Origin of the sequence: Azotobacter chroococcum, from assembly GCF_004339665.1 — a bacterium.
Classification (GTDB): Bacteria; Pseudomonadota; Gammaproteobacteria; order Pseudomonadales; family Pseudomonadaceae; genus Azotobacter; species Azotobacter chroococcum.
The window spans coordinates 1-14,102 of the sequence record NZ_SMMU01000062.1 but is presented as its reverse complement, the minus strand read 5'-3'; the positions used below and the strand labels follow the sequence as shown (position 1 = coordinate 14,102).

At 60.7% G+C, this 14,102-nt stretch carries 16 protein-coding genes and 1 pseudogene; 10 read left to right on the top strand and 7 right to left on the bottom strand.

What is annotated here, in order from left to right; translation table 11 throughout:
* Positions 1 to 82 precede the first annotated feature (82 nt).
* The gene (locus tag EV691_RS22280; RefSeq protein ID WP_242672645.1) at positions 83 to 1,228 is read left to right on the top strand and encodes a reverse transcriptase domain-containing protein; all 1,146 of its coding nucleotides are present in this window, start codon (positions 83 to 85) and stop codon (positions 1,226 to 1,228) included.
* A gap of 241 nt (positions 1,229 to 1,469) precedes the next feature.
* Here EV691_RS22280 and EV691_RS22275 read toward each other — a convergent pair whose 3' ends face one another.
* Positions 1,470 to 2,159 (bottom strand): pseudouridine synthase, encoded by a 690-nt coding sequence (locus tag EV691_RS22275; RefSeq protein ID WP_131301526.1) that lies wholly within the window; start codon positions 2,157 to 2,159, stop codon positions 1,470 to 1,472.
* A complete protein-coding gene (locus EV691_RS22270; RefSeq protein WP_131301554.1) occupies positions 2,149 to 2,370 on the bottom strand; it encodes a cysteine-rich CWC family protein in 222 nt (73 codons plus the stop codon). The genes EV691_RS22275 and EV691_RS22270 overlap by 11 nt, the downstream gene beginning before the upstream one ends.
* 468 nt (positions 2,371 to 2,838) lie before the next feature.
* Between EV691_RS22270 and EV691_RS22260 the strand changes: the two genes are divergently transcribed.
* On the top strand, positions 2,839 to 3,297 hold the full coding sequence (locus tag EV691_RS22260; protein WP_131301528.1) for a hypothetical protein: 459 nt from the start codon (positions 2,839 to 2,841) through the stop codon (positions 3,295 to 3,297).
* Between the two features lie 90 nt (positions 3,298 to 3,387).
* Here EV691_RS22260 and EV691_RS22255 read toward each other — a convergent pair whose 3' ends face one another.
* Both EV691_RS22255 and EV691_RS22250 read right to left on the bottom strand, forming a co-directional pair.
* Entirely contained in the window at positions 3,388 to 4,206 is an 819-nt protein-coding gene (locus EV691_RS22255) for an enoyl-CoA hydratase (protein WP_131301530.1), read from the bottom strand.
* A 40-nt stretch (positions 4,207 to 4,246) separates the two neighbouring features.
* Positions 4,247 to 5,251 (bottom strand): annotated as a pseudogene (locus EV691_RS22250) (acyl-CoA dehydrogenase family protein).
* 214 nt (positions 5,252 to 5,465) lie between these two features.
* Here EV691_RS22250 and ung point away from each other — a divergent pair.
* Positions 5,466 to 6,164: a uracil-DNA glycosylase gene (ung, locus tag EV691_RS22245; protein WP_131301532.1), complete on the top strand. Its 699-nt coding sequence runs from the start codon at positions 5,466 to 5,468 to the stop codon at positions 6,162 to 6,164.
* Between the two features lie 13 nt (positions 6,165 to 6,177).
* Here ung and ygfZ read toward each other — a convergent pair whose 3' ends face one another.
* Entirely contained in the window at positions 6,178 to 7,119 is a 942-nt protein-coding gene (gene ygfZ / locus EV691_RS22240; protein WP_131301534.1) for a CAF17-like 4Fe-4S cluster assembly/insertion protein YgfZ, read from the bottom strand.
* Positions 7,120 to 7,239: 120 nt separating this feature from the next.
* Here ygfZ and EV691_RS22235 point away from each other — a divergent pair, with 120 nt between their 5' ends.
* Both EV691_RS22235 and EV691_RS22230 read left to right on the top strand, forming a co-directional pair.
* Entirely contained in the window at positions 7,240 to 7,494 is a 255-nt protein-coding gene (locus EV691_RS22235; RefSeq protein WP_131301536.1) for an FAD assembly factor SdhE, read from the top strand.
* The gene (locus EV691_RS22230; protein WP_131301538.1) at positions 7,478 to 7,930 is read left to right on the top strand and encodes a protein YgfX; all 453 of its coding nucleotides are present in this window, start codon (positions 7,478 to 7,480) and stop codon (positions 7,928 to 7,930) included. Before EV691_RS22235 ends, EV691_RS22230 begins: the two co-directional genes overlap by 17 nt.
* Here the strand turns inward: EV691_RS22230 and nadB are convergent.
* Positions 7,899 to 9,515: an L-aspartate oxidase gene (gene nadB, locus EV691_RS22225; protein ID WP_131301540.1), complete on the bottom strand. Its 1,617-nt coding sequence runs from the start codon at positions 9,513 to 9,515 to the stop codon at positions 7,899 to 7,901. The genes EV691_RS22230 and nadB overlap by 32 nt on opposite strands.
* Positions 9,516 to 9,870: 355 nt before the next feature.
* Here nadB and rpoE point away from each other — a divergent pair, with 355 nt between their 5' ends.
* Genes rpoE through EV691_RS22200 form a run of 5 tightly spaced genes read left to right on the top strand, consistent with a single transcriptional unit; the run spans position 9,871 to position 13,930 of the window.
* Positions 9,871 to 10,452 carry an RNA polymerase sigma factor RpoE/AlgU gene (gene rpoE / locus EV691_RS22220; protein WP_061289897.1) on the top strand — a complete coding sequence of 194 codons (582 nt, stop codon included), beginning with the start codon at positions 9,871 to 9,873 and terminating at the stop codon, positions 10,450 to 10,452.
* A gap of 32 nt (positions 10,453 to 10,484) precedes the next feature.
* Complete coding sequence (locus EV691_RS22215) at positions 10,485 to 11,072, top strand: RseA family anti-sigma factor (protein WP_131301542.1); 588 nt, start codon at positions 10,485 to 10,487, stop codon at positions 11,070 to 11,072.
* Between the two features lie 8 nt (positions 11,073 to 11,080).
* Positions 11,081 to 12,028, top strand: a complete 948-nt coding sequence (locus EV691_RS22210; RefSeq protein ID WP_131301545.1) for a MucB/RseB C-terminal domain-containing protein — start codon at positions 11,081 to 11,083, stop codon at positions 12,026 to 12,028.
* The gene (locus EV691_RS22205) at positions 12,025 to 12,495 is read left to right on the top strand and encodes a SoxR reducing system RseC family protein (protein ID WP_131301548.1); all 471 of its coding nucleotides are present in this window, start codon (positions 12,025 to 12,027) and stop codon (positions 12,493 to 12,495) included. Before EV691_RS22210 ends, EV691_RS22205 begins: the two co-directional genes overlap by 4 nt.
* Positions 12,496 to 12,508: 13 nt before the next feature.
* Positions 12,509 to 13,930, top strand: coding sequence for a DegQ family serine endoprotease (locus EV691_RS22200; RefSeq protein WP_131301551.1), 1,422 nt, complete (start codon positions 12,509 to 12,511; stop codon positions 13,928 to 13,930).
* A gap of 23 nt (positions 13,931 to 13,953) precedes the next feature.
* Here EV691_RS22200 and EV691_RS22195 read toward each other — a convergent pair.
* A partial coding sequence (locus tag EV691_RS22195) for a transposase (RefSeq protein ID WP_165901263.1) occupies positions 13,954 to 14,102 on the bottom strand: 149 nt, incomplete at its 5' end.

Sequence of the window (14,102 nt, the reverse complement as noted above, 5' to 3'; positions counted from 1 at the left end):
CCCGGGAGTGGGTCGATAGCGCCGCAGCCCGCGCTCATGTCTCTACGGCCCGTGTAATCGAGGCCTCGAAAGGTAAGAGACCTTGAAAGGGCTGGACATCAAAGGCTGTTTCGACAACATCAGTCACGACTGGCTGATCGCCAACGTCCCGATGGACAAGGCGGTCTTACGGAAATGGCTGAAGGCGGGATACCTGGAATCTGGCCAATTGAACCCCACCGGGGCGGGAACTCCGCAAGGAGGCATTATCTCGCCGGTGCTGGCCAATCTGGCGCTTGATGGTCTGGAAAAGGCGCTCGAATCGCGATTCGGGCAACGCAACACCAAAGCCAGCTACAAGACCAAGGTCAACTATGTGCGGTATGCGGACGATTTCGTCATCACCGGCATCTCGAAAGAGCTGCTGGAAAACGAGGTCAAACCTGTCGTCGAAGCCTTCATGGCGGAGCGCGGGTTGAGCCTCGCGGCGGAAAAGACGCTGTTCACGCATGTGTCGGAGGGGTTCGATTTCCTCGGCCAGAATGTCCGCAAGTACGGTGACAAGCTGCTGATCAAGCCAGCCCACCGGAACGTCAAGGCATTCCTGGCCAAGGTCAAGGCACTGATCGAAGGGAACAAGACGGCTCCGGCCAGCCTGTTGATAGACAAGCTCAATCCGGTCATCCGGGGCTGGGCCAACTATCATCGGCCGATAGTCGCCAAGCAGACCTTCAATTACGTGGATTACCGGATATGGAAGTTGTTGTGGCGGTGGTGCAGGCGGCGACATGGAAATCGCTGCAAACGCTGGATCAAGGAGAAATACTTCAAGCGCATCGGTACGCGCAGTTGGGTATTCTCCGGGCAGTATCCCAGCGGCAAACTGGCCACATTGCTGTACGCCGACGACACGACCATACAGCGGCACAAGAAAATCAGAGCGGAGGCCAATCCGTACGACCCGAAAGACGAAATGTACTTCGAGGAAAGGCTGGAATACGCCTGGCGGAGATCGGACGAGGGGAAACGGAGAACGCTGAGGCTGTGGCTTGGCCAGAACAAGCGCTGCCCGATGTGCAAGCAGTTGATCACGTTCGAGACGGGGTGGAACATCCACCACATCATCGAGCGGCACATGGGCGGAGGCGACGAGCTGGACAATCTGGTGCTGTTGCATCCCAACTGTCATCGACAGCTACACAGTGCGGCACCGGCTCTTTCGATTGAGAAAGGGCTTACAAAGGCTTGAGCTGTATGCGGGGAAACTCGCACGTACAGTTCTTAGGGGAGGGGTGGCCAGCAATGGTCGCCCCTTACCCGACAGGCGAGCCGTTCCGCTCCCGGCCTGAAGCTCTGCCTGGCAGGGTGAAAGGCTTCCAGACGCCCCGACTTGTTCGGGGCGTTTGCTTTTCAGGTGTCCCCCGGCTTGGGCTGGACTCCGCTTGCCTGTCTTTTCCCATCCATCGTTTTTCCGCGGTCAGCCTTTCCCTTCAGATCAGCCGGATCTCCTCTGGCGTCAGTGGGCGGTACTGGCCGGGCATCAGCCTTTCCAGCCGCAAGGGGCCCATGCTTTCCCGGTGCAAGCGTAGCACGCGGTTGCGAAAGTGCCCGAACATCCGCTTGACCTGATGGTAACGCCCCTCGAACAGGGTCAGCCGGGCGCTGCGGCTGTCGAGAATCTCCAGGTGGGCTGGCTGGGTGACGAGATCCTCGAAGGCGAAATAGAGGCCGCGGGCGAAGGTTTCGATGTACTCCTCGCCGATGGGGTCGGCGGTTTCCACGTAATACACCTTGGCCAGCTTGTGCTGCGGATGGGTGATGCGGCGTGACCATTGTCCATCGTTGGTGATCAGCAGCAGGCCGGTGGTGCCGAGGTCGAGACGTCCGGCCAGATGCAATTCCTGCCTGTCCGGCTCGTCCAGCAGGTCGAGTACGGTACGGTGCTGTTCATGGCAGGTGGCGCTGACTACCCCTGCAGGCTTGTGCAGCATGAAATAGCGCGCTGCTCTGCCGGCTTGCAGAACACTGTCGTCCAGTTCGATCCGGCTGAATTCGCGGATTTCGAAGCATCCGTCGCTAATCATCTGGCCGTCGACGCGCACCCGTCCGCCGGCTAGAAGCAGACGGGCGTCCCGGCGGTTGAGGTGAGGCTGATTGCCTAGAAAGCGGTCAAGGCGCATTGGGTGTCGTCTCGTCATGCAGTTGCTGCAGGCAGCGGGGGTACAGGCAGGCCTGGTTGCGGAGATCCGCTGGCAGGCGCTTTAGCGCGTCGGGGGTGGCCGGTTTGGAAGAGCACCAGCACGTGCCCTGGCCCGGCGGAGAGGTCGTCAAGCCGCAGGCGTTGTCGTTGCCGCACAGGGGGCAGTGCTGGGAATCTGCATTCAGGATCATGGCAAAAATTGCACTAATATAGTGCGACAAGAATGCAGCTCACCGAACCAGTGCACAAGTCCGCCGAAGGGTAATGGCAAAGAGAAAGCGCCCATGCTTAGAATAACCACAGAAAGTTTGCGATTTTGCTCTCTGTTTTGCTGTAACTTATTGTTTTTTATTATTTTTAATGCATTGAGGAAATGCGAGGAGTATTCGATGCGTGGCTTGTCTGTGTGTCTTTTGGGTGCGGTTTTGCTGTTGAGTGGTTGCAGTATTAGTGCACCGGGTGTTCGCGCCGAACTCGGAGACGGCGTTCATCTCGATCTGGGTGGCGGTGGTCACGGAGGGCATGGCGGACATTTTTGCCCGCCGGGACAGGCCAAGAAGGGGAACTGTTGAACGAGCGTATCCATTCGATGTCAAAAGGATGTCATCTGGCGGAGGTCAGCACATGCTGGCCTTCGTCGTGTTAGGAGAGCATCCATCATGCTGCGCCGATCTCTATTGGTTGCCCTGCTGGGCCTGTTTCTGCACGGATGCGCCGTCTACGACTATGACGACGACCATGATGGTCATCGCTATTACTCCCACCATGATGATGGCGAATACCGCCATCGGTCTTATGACAATACTTATTGGTATCGCCACCACGATGATCGCAGGCATGGGGATCGTCATTATCACGGGGACTGGCGTGCGGAGCGCAAGGCGGTTCCGCATTACAACGGGCGCTGGGAAGACCGGCATGAGCGTCGCTATGAGGGCCGCAAGGCGCCCGCCCACAAGGACGAGCGCCGCGGCGGCTATTCGCGCATGGTGGAGAGCAAGCGGAAGCAGCATCCGGAGCGCGACCGGCACTCCGATTGGGACCGACATCGTTCCTCGGATCATGATCGTTCCCGTGAGTGGCATGATCGCCGTGACCGGGACGACTGGAACGACTGATTTCCAAGGGTTCCTGGATATATCGGAAGCGACATACCGCGCGGGACAGTCGTCATCCCGGCGCTGCGTGCGGAGCCTTCGGGAGCTGCCCTACCGGTTGCGCCACTGTGGCGCGCGCTTCTCAAGAAAGGCGTTGACGCCCTCATGGGTATCTTCGGCCTCGAAGAGGTCGACGAAGCGTTCGCGCTCCTCTGCCAGCCAGCCGTTGGGCCCGCGCTCACGTGCGCCCTGGATCAGTGGCTTGATGGTGCGAACCGCGACCGGGCTTTGCTGCGCCACCTTGGCCGCCAGCAGCAGGGCCTGCCCGCGGGACTCTCCGGGCTCGACGACCTCCTCGACGAGTCCGATGCGCCGGGCCGTTTCGGCATCCACCCGCTCACCGCAGAGAATCATGCGTTTGGCCCAGCCTTCGCCGACCAGCCAGGGCAGCAGTTGGGTACCGCCAGCGCAGGGCAGCAGGCCCACCGCGGCCTCCGGCAGGGCCAGCAGGGCCTGACGTTCGGCGATGCGGATGTCACAGGCCAGTGCGCACTCCAGGCCGCCGCCCATGGCATAGCCGTTGATCGCGGCGATGGAGACGCCGCGGAAGTCGCGCAATGCCTCGAAGGCCTCGCCGAAGCGTCGGGCCATCTCGCGGGAGCGGGCCTTGTCGCCGTCGGCAAACAGCTTGAGGTCGGCGCCGGCACTGAAGAATTTTTCGCCCTGACCGGTCACCACCAGGGCATAGATGTTGTCGTCGCGGTTGAGATGTTCGAGCAGCAGGCGCAGGCCGATCAGCGAGTCGCGGTCCCAGGTATTGGCCGGTGGATGGTTGATAGTGATCAGCGCAGTATGCCCGTGCTTTTCCACCGTCAGTTTGTGGGTCAGATCGAACAGGCCTGGATGATAGGTTTCTACGGCATGACTCATGGCGGTTTCCTTGGCTGGCAGGCCGATGACCGCGGGCGGACTACAGCAGCCGCTCCAGCGTGCCGCCCTTCTCCAGCAGGTGGCGGGCGATGATCACTCGCATGATTTGGTTGGTACCTTCGAGGATCTGGTGTGCGCGACTGTGGTGTGCTCAGCGCTCCAGCGGATAGTCGTTCAGATAGCCGTAGCCGCCGTGAAGTTGCAGGGCCTCGTTGCAGGTCTCGAAGCACTGGTCGGTGGCGAAGCGCTTGGCCATCGCACAGTAAAGGCTAGCCTGCGGATGGCCGCGGTCCAGTCGGTCGGCGGCCAGCAGCACCATCTGCCGGCTGGCGGTGAGCTGGGTGAGCATGTCGGCGAGCTTGAACTGCAGGGCTTGGAACTCGGCCAGCGGCTTGCCGAACTGCCGGCGCTCCCCCGACGTAGCCCTGCGACTGCTCCAGGGCTGCCCGTGCCGCACCGAGGGAGCAACTGGCGATTCCATCCAGGGCCTGCATCGCATAGACGAACCCCTGGCCCTCCGGGCCGACGCGATTGGTCGCGGGAGTGCGTACCTCCTCGAAGGTGACGGTGCGGGTCGGCTGGGCGCGCCAGCCCATCTTCAGTTCGTTGCGTCCATAGCGGATGCCTGCGGCATCGGCTGGTACCAGAAAGCAGGAGATGCCCTTGGCACCATCTTCTCCGGTGCGGGCCATGACGATCAGCACATCGGTGCTGCCGGCGCCGGAGATGAAGCATTTGCTACCCTGCAGTACATGGACGTCGCCATCGCGACGGGCCCGTGTGCGCAGGTGGGCGGCGTCGGAGCTGGCATCCGGTTCGGTCAGGCAGTAGGAGGCAGGCAGCTCGCCCGCAATCATGCGCGGCAGCTAGGTCGTCTTCAGTGCGTCGTCGGCAAAGCGGGCGAGTATCCAGCAGGCCCTGTTGTGGATGGTCAGGTCGGCGGTGGTGGCGACGCAACCGGCGGCATGCGGTGCCAGTTCGCGGCTGGCGAAGGTCTGGGCACTGTCGACAGCAAGCGTTGTTCTTCGGTGAGTTCGAAATTCATCGGCACTACCCGCGTCTATCGTTGTTGTGCACCGCTACCGAGAGGTTGGGCATCGGCGCTCTTGGCCGGCTGAACAGGTTTTCCAGTGGCAGAGATGGTTGGGGCTCTTATGTTGTTATAGCGGCATTGGGGAGGGTTTTCATGGCAAACCCATGCCTTGACTTGGCGGCAGGGCTTCTCTAGCGTGCCGCAGTCATTTGCGAGAGGGAAAGGAATGGGCAGTGCCGAGGAGCGTATCAAGCTGGAGGCCTCCTGGAAGGAAGCGCTCCACGACGAGTTCGAAAAGCCCTATATGCAGGAGCTGGGCGATTTCCTGCGGCGGGAAAAGGCTGCCGGCAAGGATATCTATCCACCGGGAGCACTGATCTTCAATGCGCTCGACTCGACGCCCCTGGACCGGGTCAAGGTGGTGATCATTGGCCAGGACCCCTACCATGGCCCTGGCCAGGCCCATGGCCTGTGCTTCTCGGTGCAGCCGGGCGTACCGGTGCCGCCATCGCTGCAGAACATCTTCAAGGAGCTCAAGCGCGATCTGAACATCGACATGCCGAAGCATGGTCATCTGCAGCGCTGGGCCGAGCAGGGCGTGCTGTTGCTCAACACCTCGCTGACGGTGGAGCGGGGCAATGCCGGGTCGCATGCCAGCATGGGCTGGCAGCGCTTCACCGATCGGGTGATCGAGGTGGTCAGTCAGCGGCGGGAGCATGTGGTGTTCATGCTCTGGGGTGCCCATGCGCAGAGCAAGCGGCGTCTGATCGATCCGGGCAAGCACCTGATCCTCTGCTCGGCGCATCCCTCGCCGCTGTCGGCCCATCGTGGCTTTATCGGCAATGGCCATTTTAGCCGTGCCAACCAGTTTCTCGAGCAGCATGGCCTGGCGCCGATCGACTGGCGCCTGCCGGAGGAGCCCTGAACGCGGAGCTGCCCTAGCGTTGGGTTTCCAACTCGTGGTTCAGCTCGTAGGGAAGGTCGAGCAGGTGCAGGGTGGGGCCCTCGGGGGCGCCCAGGGTGATGCGGCCATCCTCGACGGCATCTTCCTGCAGCACGGCGAGCAGTTCGTTACCCTTTTCCGCCGGGACGGCCAGAACCACTTCGCCAACACTGGTGCGGTGCACCGGGGAGAACAGCTCGGTGGCGGGTGCCGGTGCTTCGTTGCCCTCCAGCGCCAACCGATAGAGACGGCGCTTGAGCTTGCCCAGGTACTGCATGCGCGCAACGATTTCCTGGCCACTATAGCAGCCCTTCTTGAAGCTCACTCCGCCAAGCGCCTGCAGGTTGATCATCTGCGGAATGAACAGCTCGCGGGTTGCACCGAAGACCTGGCCGACCCCGGCGCGGATCTGCGCCAGCAGCCAGTGCTCCAGCGGGGCTTCGCGCAAGTGGCTGGCCAGTCGGGCGCGCAGTGTCTCAGTCTGCTCTGCCGGCGCCCAGAGCTCGGCGCGCTCACCCTCCAGGCGGATGGCGATGAGTTCCCCGTTGCGGACGACCCGGCCGGCCTCCCGGGGGAGATCCAGGCCCAGGCGGACGAGGGCGGCATCGCCGCCCACGAGACCGAAGCGGCTCCAGGCACCGCTTTCATCGCTCAGTTGGGACTTGGAGAAGGCCGCGAACTTCTTCAGCTCGGTCTGCTGTGGCTCGATCAGTTCGCTGGCCATGGCCAGGAGAAAGCCGTCCCGGTCGGGGAGGAGGCGAAAGCTCGACACCATGCGCCCCTTCGGTGTGCAGCGGGCGCCGAGACTGGAGCTGCCATCCTTCAGGTAATTGAGGTTGCAGGTCACCTGTCCCTGAAGAAATTTATCGGCATCCGGGCCGCGAACGGCAAGCACACCTTCGTGGGCCAGCGGACAGAAGAAAGCGGAATCAGCCATGATCGTCACTGCAGTTGATAAAGAGTGGCTGTCATCATAGAGACCGGTCCATGCCTTGTCAGCGGTGTCGTCGCGTTGCGACGCCGCTATAATGCAGCCTTCTTTCAAGGAACCCATCCCATGGCCGACGATATCGAACTCAACCGACTTTACTGGCACAGCCGGCGCGGCATGCTGGAGCTGGACGTGCTGCTTGTGCCTTTCGTGAGGGAGGCCTATTCCGCGCTGGATGCCGAGGATCAGGCCCGTTTCCGCAAGCTGCTGACCTGCGAGGATCAGGACATGTTCGGCTGGTTCATGCGCCGGGAAGAGCCGGCCGATCCCGATTTGCGCCGCATGGTGAACATGATCCTGGATCGTGTCCAACCCAAGTGATGTCTTCGAGTGCCACTGGCAGCCTTCGCGGCAGTTGCTGGCGGCCTATCTGATTGCCCAGGCACTTGCCCTGGGCTCCCTAGCGCTGGTCGATATACCTTCCTGGGAGGGCCTGCTCGGCGGCTCGTTGTGTCTGGCGCATGCGGCCTGGTGCCTGCCCAGGCAGATCTTGCTGTCCCATTCCACGGCCTTCCGTGGCGTGCGCCGCACTGCCGAAGGCTGGCAGCTGTGGAGTGTGCGCAAGGGCTGGCAGCCAGTGCAGTTGCGGCCAGACAGTCTGGCCCTGCCAATGGTGGTCGTTCTTCGCTTTCGTCTGCCCGGGGAGCGGCGGGTGAGGGGCGTGTGCATCCCGCGCGATGCACTGGCGCGGGATATCCATCGTCGATTGCGGGTACGGCTGAAGTTCAGCCGGCGTAGGTGGTCGGCACCAGAATAGTGTCGCAGGCTTCGGGCTGCATGTCCGGATAGTCGAGGGTGTAGTGCAGCCCGCGGCTTTCATGGCGCTGCATGGCCGAGCGAATCATCAGGTCGGCAACCAGGGCCAGGTTGCGCAGCTCGATCAGGTCGCGGCTGACCTTGTAGTTGCTGTAGAACTCGTCGATTTCGCCGAGCAGCAGCCTGACCCGATGCTGGGCGCGCTGCAGGCGCTTGCTGGTGCGCACGATGCCGACATAGTCCCACATGAAGCGTCGCAGTTCGTCCCAGTTGTGTGCAATGATCACGTCCTCATCGGAGTCGGTGACCTGGCTGGCATCCCAGCTTGGCAGATTGCTCGGCAGACTGGTGTCCGCCATTTGTTCTTGCATGTCGAGTGCTGCGGAGCGGGCATAGACGAAGCACTCGAGCAGGGAGTTGCTGGCCATGCGGTTGGCGCCATGCAGGCCGGTGAAGCTGGTTTCGCCGATGGCATAGAGGCCGGGGATGTCGGTCCGCCCATGATTGTCGACGACGACACCGCCACAGGTGTAGTGGGCGGCGGGTACCACCGGGATTGGTTCGCGGGTAATGTCGATACCGAAATCCAGGCAGCGCTCATGGACGGTCGGGAAGTGGGACTGGATGAAATCCGCCGGTTTGTGGCTGATGTCCAGATACACACAGTCGATCCCGAGGCGTTTCATTTCATGGTCGATGGCGCGGGCCACGACATCCCGTGGGGCCAGTTCGGCCCGGGAGTCGAAGCGTGGCATGAAGCGCTCGCCATTGGGCAGCTTGAGCAGTCCGCCTTCGCCGCGCAGGGCTTCGGTGATCAGGAAGTTCTTGGCCTGCGGATGGTACAGGCAGGTGGGGTGGAACTGGTTGAATTCCAGGTTGCCCACCCGGCAGCCGGCGCGCCAGGCCATGGCAATGCCATCGCCACAGGCGCTGTCGGGATTGCTGGTATAAAGGTAGACCTTGGCGGCTCCGCCGCAGGCGAGGGTGGTAAAGCGTGCGCTGTAGGTATCGACTTCGCCGCTCTGGCGATTGAGCACGTAGGCTCCCAGGCAGCGCTTGCCCGGCAGGCCGAGTTTGCTTTCGGTAATCAGATCGATGGCAACGTGCTGTTCGAGCAGTTCGATGTTCGGCCGCTTCTGTACCTGGGCCAGCAGGGTTTTGAAGATGGCGGCGCCGGTGGCATCGGCGGCATGGATAATGCGTCGGTGGCTGTGACCGCCTTCGCGGGTCAGGTGAAATGCAAAACCACCGTCATCGCGCATCGTGGGATCTTCGCGGGTGAAGGGGACGCCTTGTTCGATCAGCCACTGGATGGCTTCCCGGCTATGCTCCACTGTAAAGCGCACGGCTTCTTTTCTGCAGAGGCCGGCACCGGCAATCAAGGTGTCTTCGACATGAGATTCGACGGTATCGGTATCATCCAGCACGGCAGCAACGCCGCCTTGAGCCCAGAAGGTCGAGCCGTTGGACAATTCTCCCTTGCTCAGTATCGCGATGCGCAGGTGAGGCGGCAGATTGAGCGCCAGGGTCAGGCCGGCCGCACCGCTGCCAATGATCAGGACATCATGCTGAAAGTGTTGGCTCATGTCGAAAAAAATCCGGGAAAACAAGGACTAGTAGAGGAAAGTCGGGCTTGGCACAATCGCCGACTTGGCTGCAGGGCTGTGAGGGGAACTTTGCACCCTTTCATGAGTCAAAAACCGGCTGCAACAGGATGGCACACCGGTTGGCGACAGTGAAAGCTCAGAGAAGAGCAAGGCTCGCCTAGTGAGTGACTATTCCCATGGCGGGTAGTTCAGGTTGCTTGATCCGTTCGGAGTTGTTCGCTTTCTACGGGAGGCCTCGTTTGAGGGGGGAACTTTTGCTTAATACCCGTGTCGATAGAGGCAAGGTGATCCGGTGCCTGATGCTATGCCCCCTAGGGTTTAACGAGGAGTATTCATGTTAAACCAGGAGCAAGATCAGCAATTGGTCGAGCGGGTGCAGCGTGGTGACAGGCGGGCCTTCGATTTGCTGGTGCTGAAATACCAGCACAAGATTCTCGGTTTGATCGTGCGTTTTGTGCATGATGCCCATGAGGCTCAGGATGTTGCCCAGGAGGCTTTTATAAAAGCCTATCGTGCGCTTGGCAACTTTCGTGGTGACAGCGCCTTTTATACGTGGCTGTACCGGATTGCGATCAATACTGCGAAAAATCATCTGGTGGCCCGTGGGCGCCGCCCCCCAGATAGCGATGTGAGTGCAGGCGATGCCGAGTTTTATGAGGGTGACCATGCCCTCAAGGATATCGAGTCGCCGGAGCGCTCTCTGCTGCGAGATGAAATCGAGGCCACCGTGCATCGAACCATCCAGCAATTACCGGAAGATTTGCGTACGGCGCTGACGCTGCGCGAGTTCGATGGCCTGAGTTATGAAGATATTGCCAGCGTCATGCAATGTCCGGTTGGAACTGTGCGTTCACGCATCTTTCGAGCGCGTGAGGCGATTGATAAAGCGCTGCAGCCATTACTGCAGGAAACCTGAGACTGCGGCCGTCAGCCGAGAGAGGTATCGTCATGAGTCGTGAAGCCCTGTATGAATCGCTGTCCGCGGTGATGGATGACGAGGCGGACGAGATGGAGTTGCATCGTGTGCTCGCTGCCGGTAAGGATGATGCCGAGTTTCGGGCTGCTTGGTCGCGCTATCAGTTGGCGCGCGCTGCCATGCACAAGGAGCTGTTGGAGCCGCGTCTGGATATTGCTGCATCGGTTTCGGCTGCCTTGTCTGCCGAAGCTGCTCCCAAAGCCAGATTCTTCTCCTGGGGAATCGTTGGGCGCGTGGCGGTGGCGGCTTCGGTGACCGTCGCAGTGCTGGCGGGCGTTCGCCTGTACAATCAAGGCGAGATGGCGGGTGCCGAAATGGCCCAGCGGGTGCCCCAGTCGTCTCTTTCGGTACCGCAGGTGCAGGGAATGCCGGTTTTGGCTGGATACACCGAGGGTGCCGAGCAGTCACAGGAGTCTGTGGCCAAGGAAGCGGGGAAGGAGTCGGAGTGGCATGAAAAAAGACTTCCGGTCTACCTTCGCCAACATGTGCAGCAGTCGGCTGTGAGTGGGGCAGAGAGTGCCTTGCCCTATGCCCGAGCGGCCAGTTTGGAAAATCGCTGAGGAGGAGCATGCGCTTTTTTTCTCTGCTTTTGCTCGGCGGCAGCTTGGTGATGCCCGTACATGCTGCCGACGCGCAAAACTGGCTGAATCGCCTGCTGAAGGCGGAGAAACAGCAAAGTTTTCAAGGCACTTTTGTCTACGAGCGTAATGGCAGTTTTTCCACGCATGCCATCTGGCATCAGGCCGGCCAAGATGGAGAGTCGAGAGAGCGTCTCTTGAAATTGGATGGCGCACCCGTGGAAGTGGTGCGCGTTGGCGGGCGTCTGCAATGTGGCAGTAACGCTTTAGCCGATCAATTGTTCGAAGGTGAACCTTGGCCACCGCGACCGCTGGATCCGCAGAAACTGGCCGAATGGTATGAGGTTCGGATGGCTAGCGAATCCAGGGTCGCTGGCCGTGCTGCAGTGGTGCTGTCTATTTTGCCGCGCGATCAGTATCGCTATGGTTTCGAACTGCATCTCGACCGCGAGACCGCCCTTCCACTCAAGTTCCTCCTTCTGAATGAGAAAGGCCAATTGCTCGAGCGTTTCCAATTCACTCGGCTGGATACGTCTACAACGCTTGCCAAGGATGAGCTGGAGCCGGGACCATCCTGCCGCCCGGTCGAAATCCTGCAGGCCGCAGAGCCGGAGCCGGGAGCCTGGCGCTCCGAATGGCTGCCTCCGGGTTTCACTCTGCGCGGTATGCATGCTCAGCCCAGCCCCATCTCAGGTGAAACCATTACCTATTTGATGTACGGTGATGGCTTGGCGCGCTTTTCGGTGTTCATCGAACCCTTGCAGGGTGCTCTTGTCGAGGATGCGCGCAGTCAATTGGGGCCGACCGTTGCGGTATCCAAGCGTATGTCGACGGCAGATGGCGATATGATGGTTACTGTGATTGGCGAGATCCCCTTGGGAACGGCCGAGCGCATAGCTCTATCGATGCGTGCAGGTGAGGCACAGGCTGATCGATGATCGAGGAGCAGGGCCGGGTGGTGGCGATCGAGCATGGGGCTGTATGGATTGAGGTCCTAGGCAAAACTGCCTGCTCCGGCTGTACCGCAAGCGTTGGCTGTGGTCAGGGGCTGCTCGAGGGGCTGGGGGCAGGAAGGCAGTGCAAGCGCATTCGCGCCTTGTCGGTCATGCCGCTGAAGGTTGGCGACTCCGTAGTGGTCGGCATCCGGGAAGATTTCCTGCTGCGCAGTACCCTTGCAGTCTACCTGTTACCCTTGCTGGGTCTGTTTATCTCCGCCATTGTCGCCCAATGGTTTGGCTTCGGGGAGCCTCTGGTGATTTTTGCCGCCTTCCTGGGGTTTGCCTCTGTTTGGGCTGTGGTGCGCAGTGCAAGTCGACGCCAGATGAGGGATCCGGCATTGCAGCCAGTGGTGTTGCGTGCTTTGCCTGGCGTTCCGGATGCGTATGCCAGGCGTACGGCTTTTTGAGTGGAGGAGCAGTATGTCGAAATTTGGTTCTAAGTCCTTCGCCTCCGTCCTGGCAGGTGCCTTGTTGCTTGGACAGTCGCTGTGCGCGCAGGCGCAATTGCCGGAGTTCACCGAGCTGGTGGAGGCGACCTCTCCGGCGGTAGTCAATATCAGTACCCGGCAGAAGCTTCCTGAGCGTGCCCTGGTACAGGGTATGCCTGATCTCGAAGGTCTTCCACCGCTCTTCCGGGAGTTCCTGGAGCGCAATCTTCCGCAGGTCCCGCGCACGCCGAATAATGGCCAGCAGCGTGAAGCCCATTCCTTGGGATCGGGTTTTATCATCTCCGCGGATGGTTATGTATTGACCAATAACCATGTGGTTGCTGATGCTGATGAAATCATCGTTCGACTGTCTGACCGCAGCGAGCTTGAGGCTGAGCTGGTCGGTGCCGATCCGCTTACCGATGTGGCCTTGTTGAAGGTCAAAGGCACAAATCTCCCCAGCGTCAAGCTGGGTCGCACCGATGAGTTGAAAGTGGGCGAGTGGGTTCTGGCCATCGGTTCGCCCTTCGGGTTCGACCATTCGGTGACGGCCGGCATCATCAGCGCCACAGGGCGGAGCTTGCCGAACGAGAGTTACGTGCCGTTCATTCAAACCGATGTGGCAATCAATCCCGGCAACTCCGGCGGACCGCTCTTTGACCTGGAAGGGCGGGTGATTGGTATCAATTCGCAGATCTTTACTCGGTCGGGTGGGTTCATGGGATTATCCTTCGCCATCCCCATCGAGGTTGCCATGGGCGTGGCCGACCAGCTGAAGGCGACTGGCAAGGTTGCCCGCGGCTGGCTGGGCGTGGTCATTCAGGAAGTCAACAAGGATCTGGCCGAGTCCTTCGGCCTGGACAAGCCAGCGGGAGCACTGGTTGCCCAGGTGCTGGACGGCGGGCCGGCGGACAAGGGGGGCTTGCAGGTCGGCGATGTCATTCTCAGCCTGGATAGTCATCCGATCGTGATGTCGGCCGATCTGCCGCATCTGGTCGGCGGGCTGAAGCCTGGCACCAAAGCCAATCTGGAAGTTGTTCGTGATGGGGGGCGGAAAAGCATCGCCATCACGGTGGGTGCTTTACCCGAGGAGGGAAGCGGGGTTCAGCCGAGCGTTGCTGGTGTGGAGCAGAGCAGCAATCGTCTGGGGGTGACTGTCACCGAGCTGACTCCCGAGCAGAAGAAATCCCTTGATCTCAAGGGGGGGGTGGTCATTCGCGAGGTGCTGAACGGTCCGGCTGCCCTGATCGGCCTGCGGCCTGGCGATGTGATCACTCACCTGAACAATCAGGCGATCGACTCGGCGAAGACCTTTGCCGAGGTGGCTGGTGCGCTGCCGGAAAGCCGCTCGGTGTCCATGCGGGTGCTACGTCAGGGACGGGCCAGTTTCATTACTTTCAAACTTGCCGAATAAAGCCTCGCGGACATGAAAAAGGTTCATCGCATTTTCCCGGGGAAGGCGGCCTTGATTTTCAGGAAGAAGTACTCCTTGTCCCGGAAACCGTAGGCCATGCGCTTGATCACCTTGATCCGGTTGTTCACTCCCTCCAGCAGGCTGGTGTGCATGTGGAATCGTGCACTGGCCA

Coding starts and splice junctions, on each gene's coding strand:
- EV691_RS22260 (WP_131301528.1), top strand. CDS start 2,839: ATGCTGCGCCGATCTCTATTGGTTGCCCTGCTGGGCCTGTTTCTGCAC.
- EV691_RS22200 (WP_131301551.1), top strand. CDS start 12,509: ATGTCGAAATTTGGTTCTAAGTCCTTCGCCTCCGTCCTGGCAGGTGCC.
- EV691_RS22210 (WP_131301545.1), top strand. CDS start 11,081: ATGCGCTTTTTTTCTCTGCTTTTGCTCGGCGGCAGCTTGGTGATGCCC.
- EV691_RS22275 (WP_131301526.1), bottom strand. CDS start 2,159: ATGCGCCTTGACCGCTTTCTAGGCAATCAGCCTCACCTCAACCGCCGG.
- EV691_RS22215 (WP_131301542.1), top strand. CDS start 10,485: ATGAGTCGTGAAGCCCTGTATGAATCGCTGTCCGCGGTGATGGATGAC.
- nadB (WP_131301540.1), bottom strand. CDS start 9,515: ATGAGCCAACACTTTCAGCATGATGTCCTGATCATTGGCAGCGGTGCG.
- EV691_RS22255 (WP_131301530.1), bottom strand. CDS start 4,206: ATGAGTCATGCCGTAGAAACCTATCATCCAGGCCTGTTCGATCTGACC.
- EV691_RS22205 (WP_131301548.1), top strand. CDS start 12,025: ATGATCGAGGAGCAGGGCCGGGTGGTGGCGATCGAGCATGGGGCTGTA.
- ygfZ (WP_131301534.1), bottom strand. CDS start 7,119: ATGGCTGATTCCGCTTTCTTCTGTCCGCTGGCCCACGAAGGTGTGCTT.
- EV691_RS22270 (WP_131301554.1), bottom strand. CDS start 2,370: ATGATCCTGAATGCAGATTCCCAGCACTGCCCCCTGTGCGGCAACGAC.
- ung (WP_131301532.1), top strand. CDS start 5,466: ATGGGCAGTGCCGAGGAGCGTATCAAGCTGGAGGCCTCCTGGAAGGAA.
- rpoE (WP_061289897.1), top strand. CDS start 9,871: ATGTTAAACCAGGAGCAAGATCAGCAATTGGTCGAGCGGGTGCAGCGT.
- EV691_RS22235 (WP_131301536.1), top strand. CDS start 7,240: ATGGCCGACGATATCGAACTCAACCGACTTTACTGGCACAGCCGGCGC.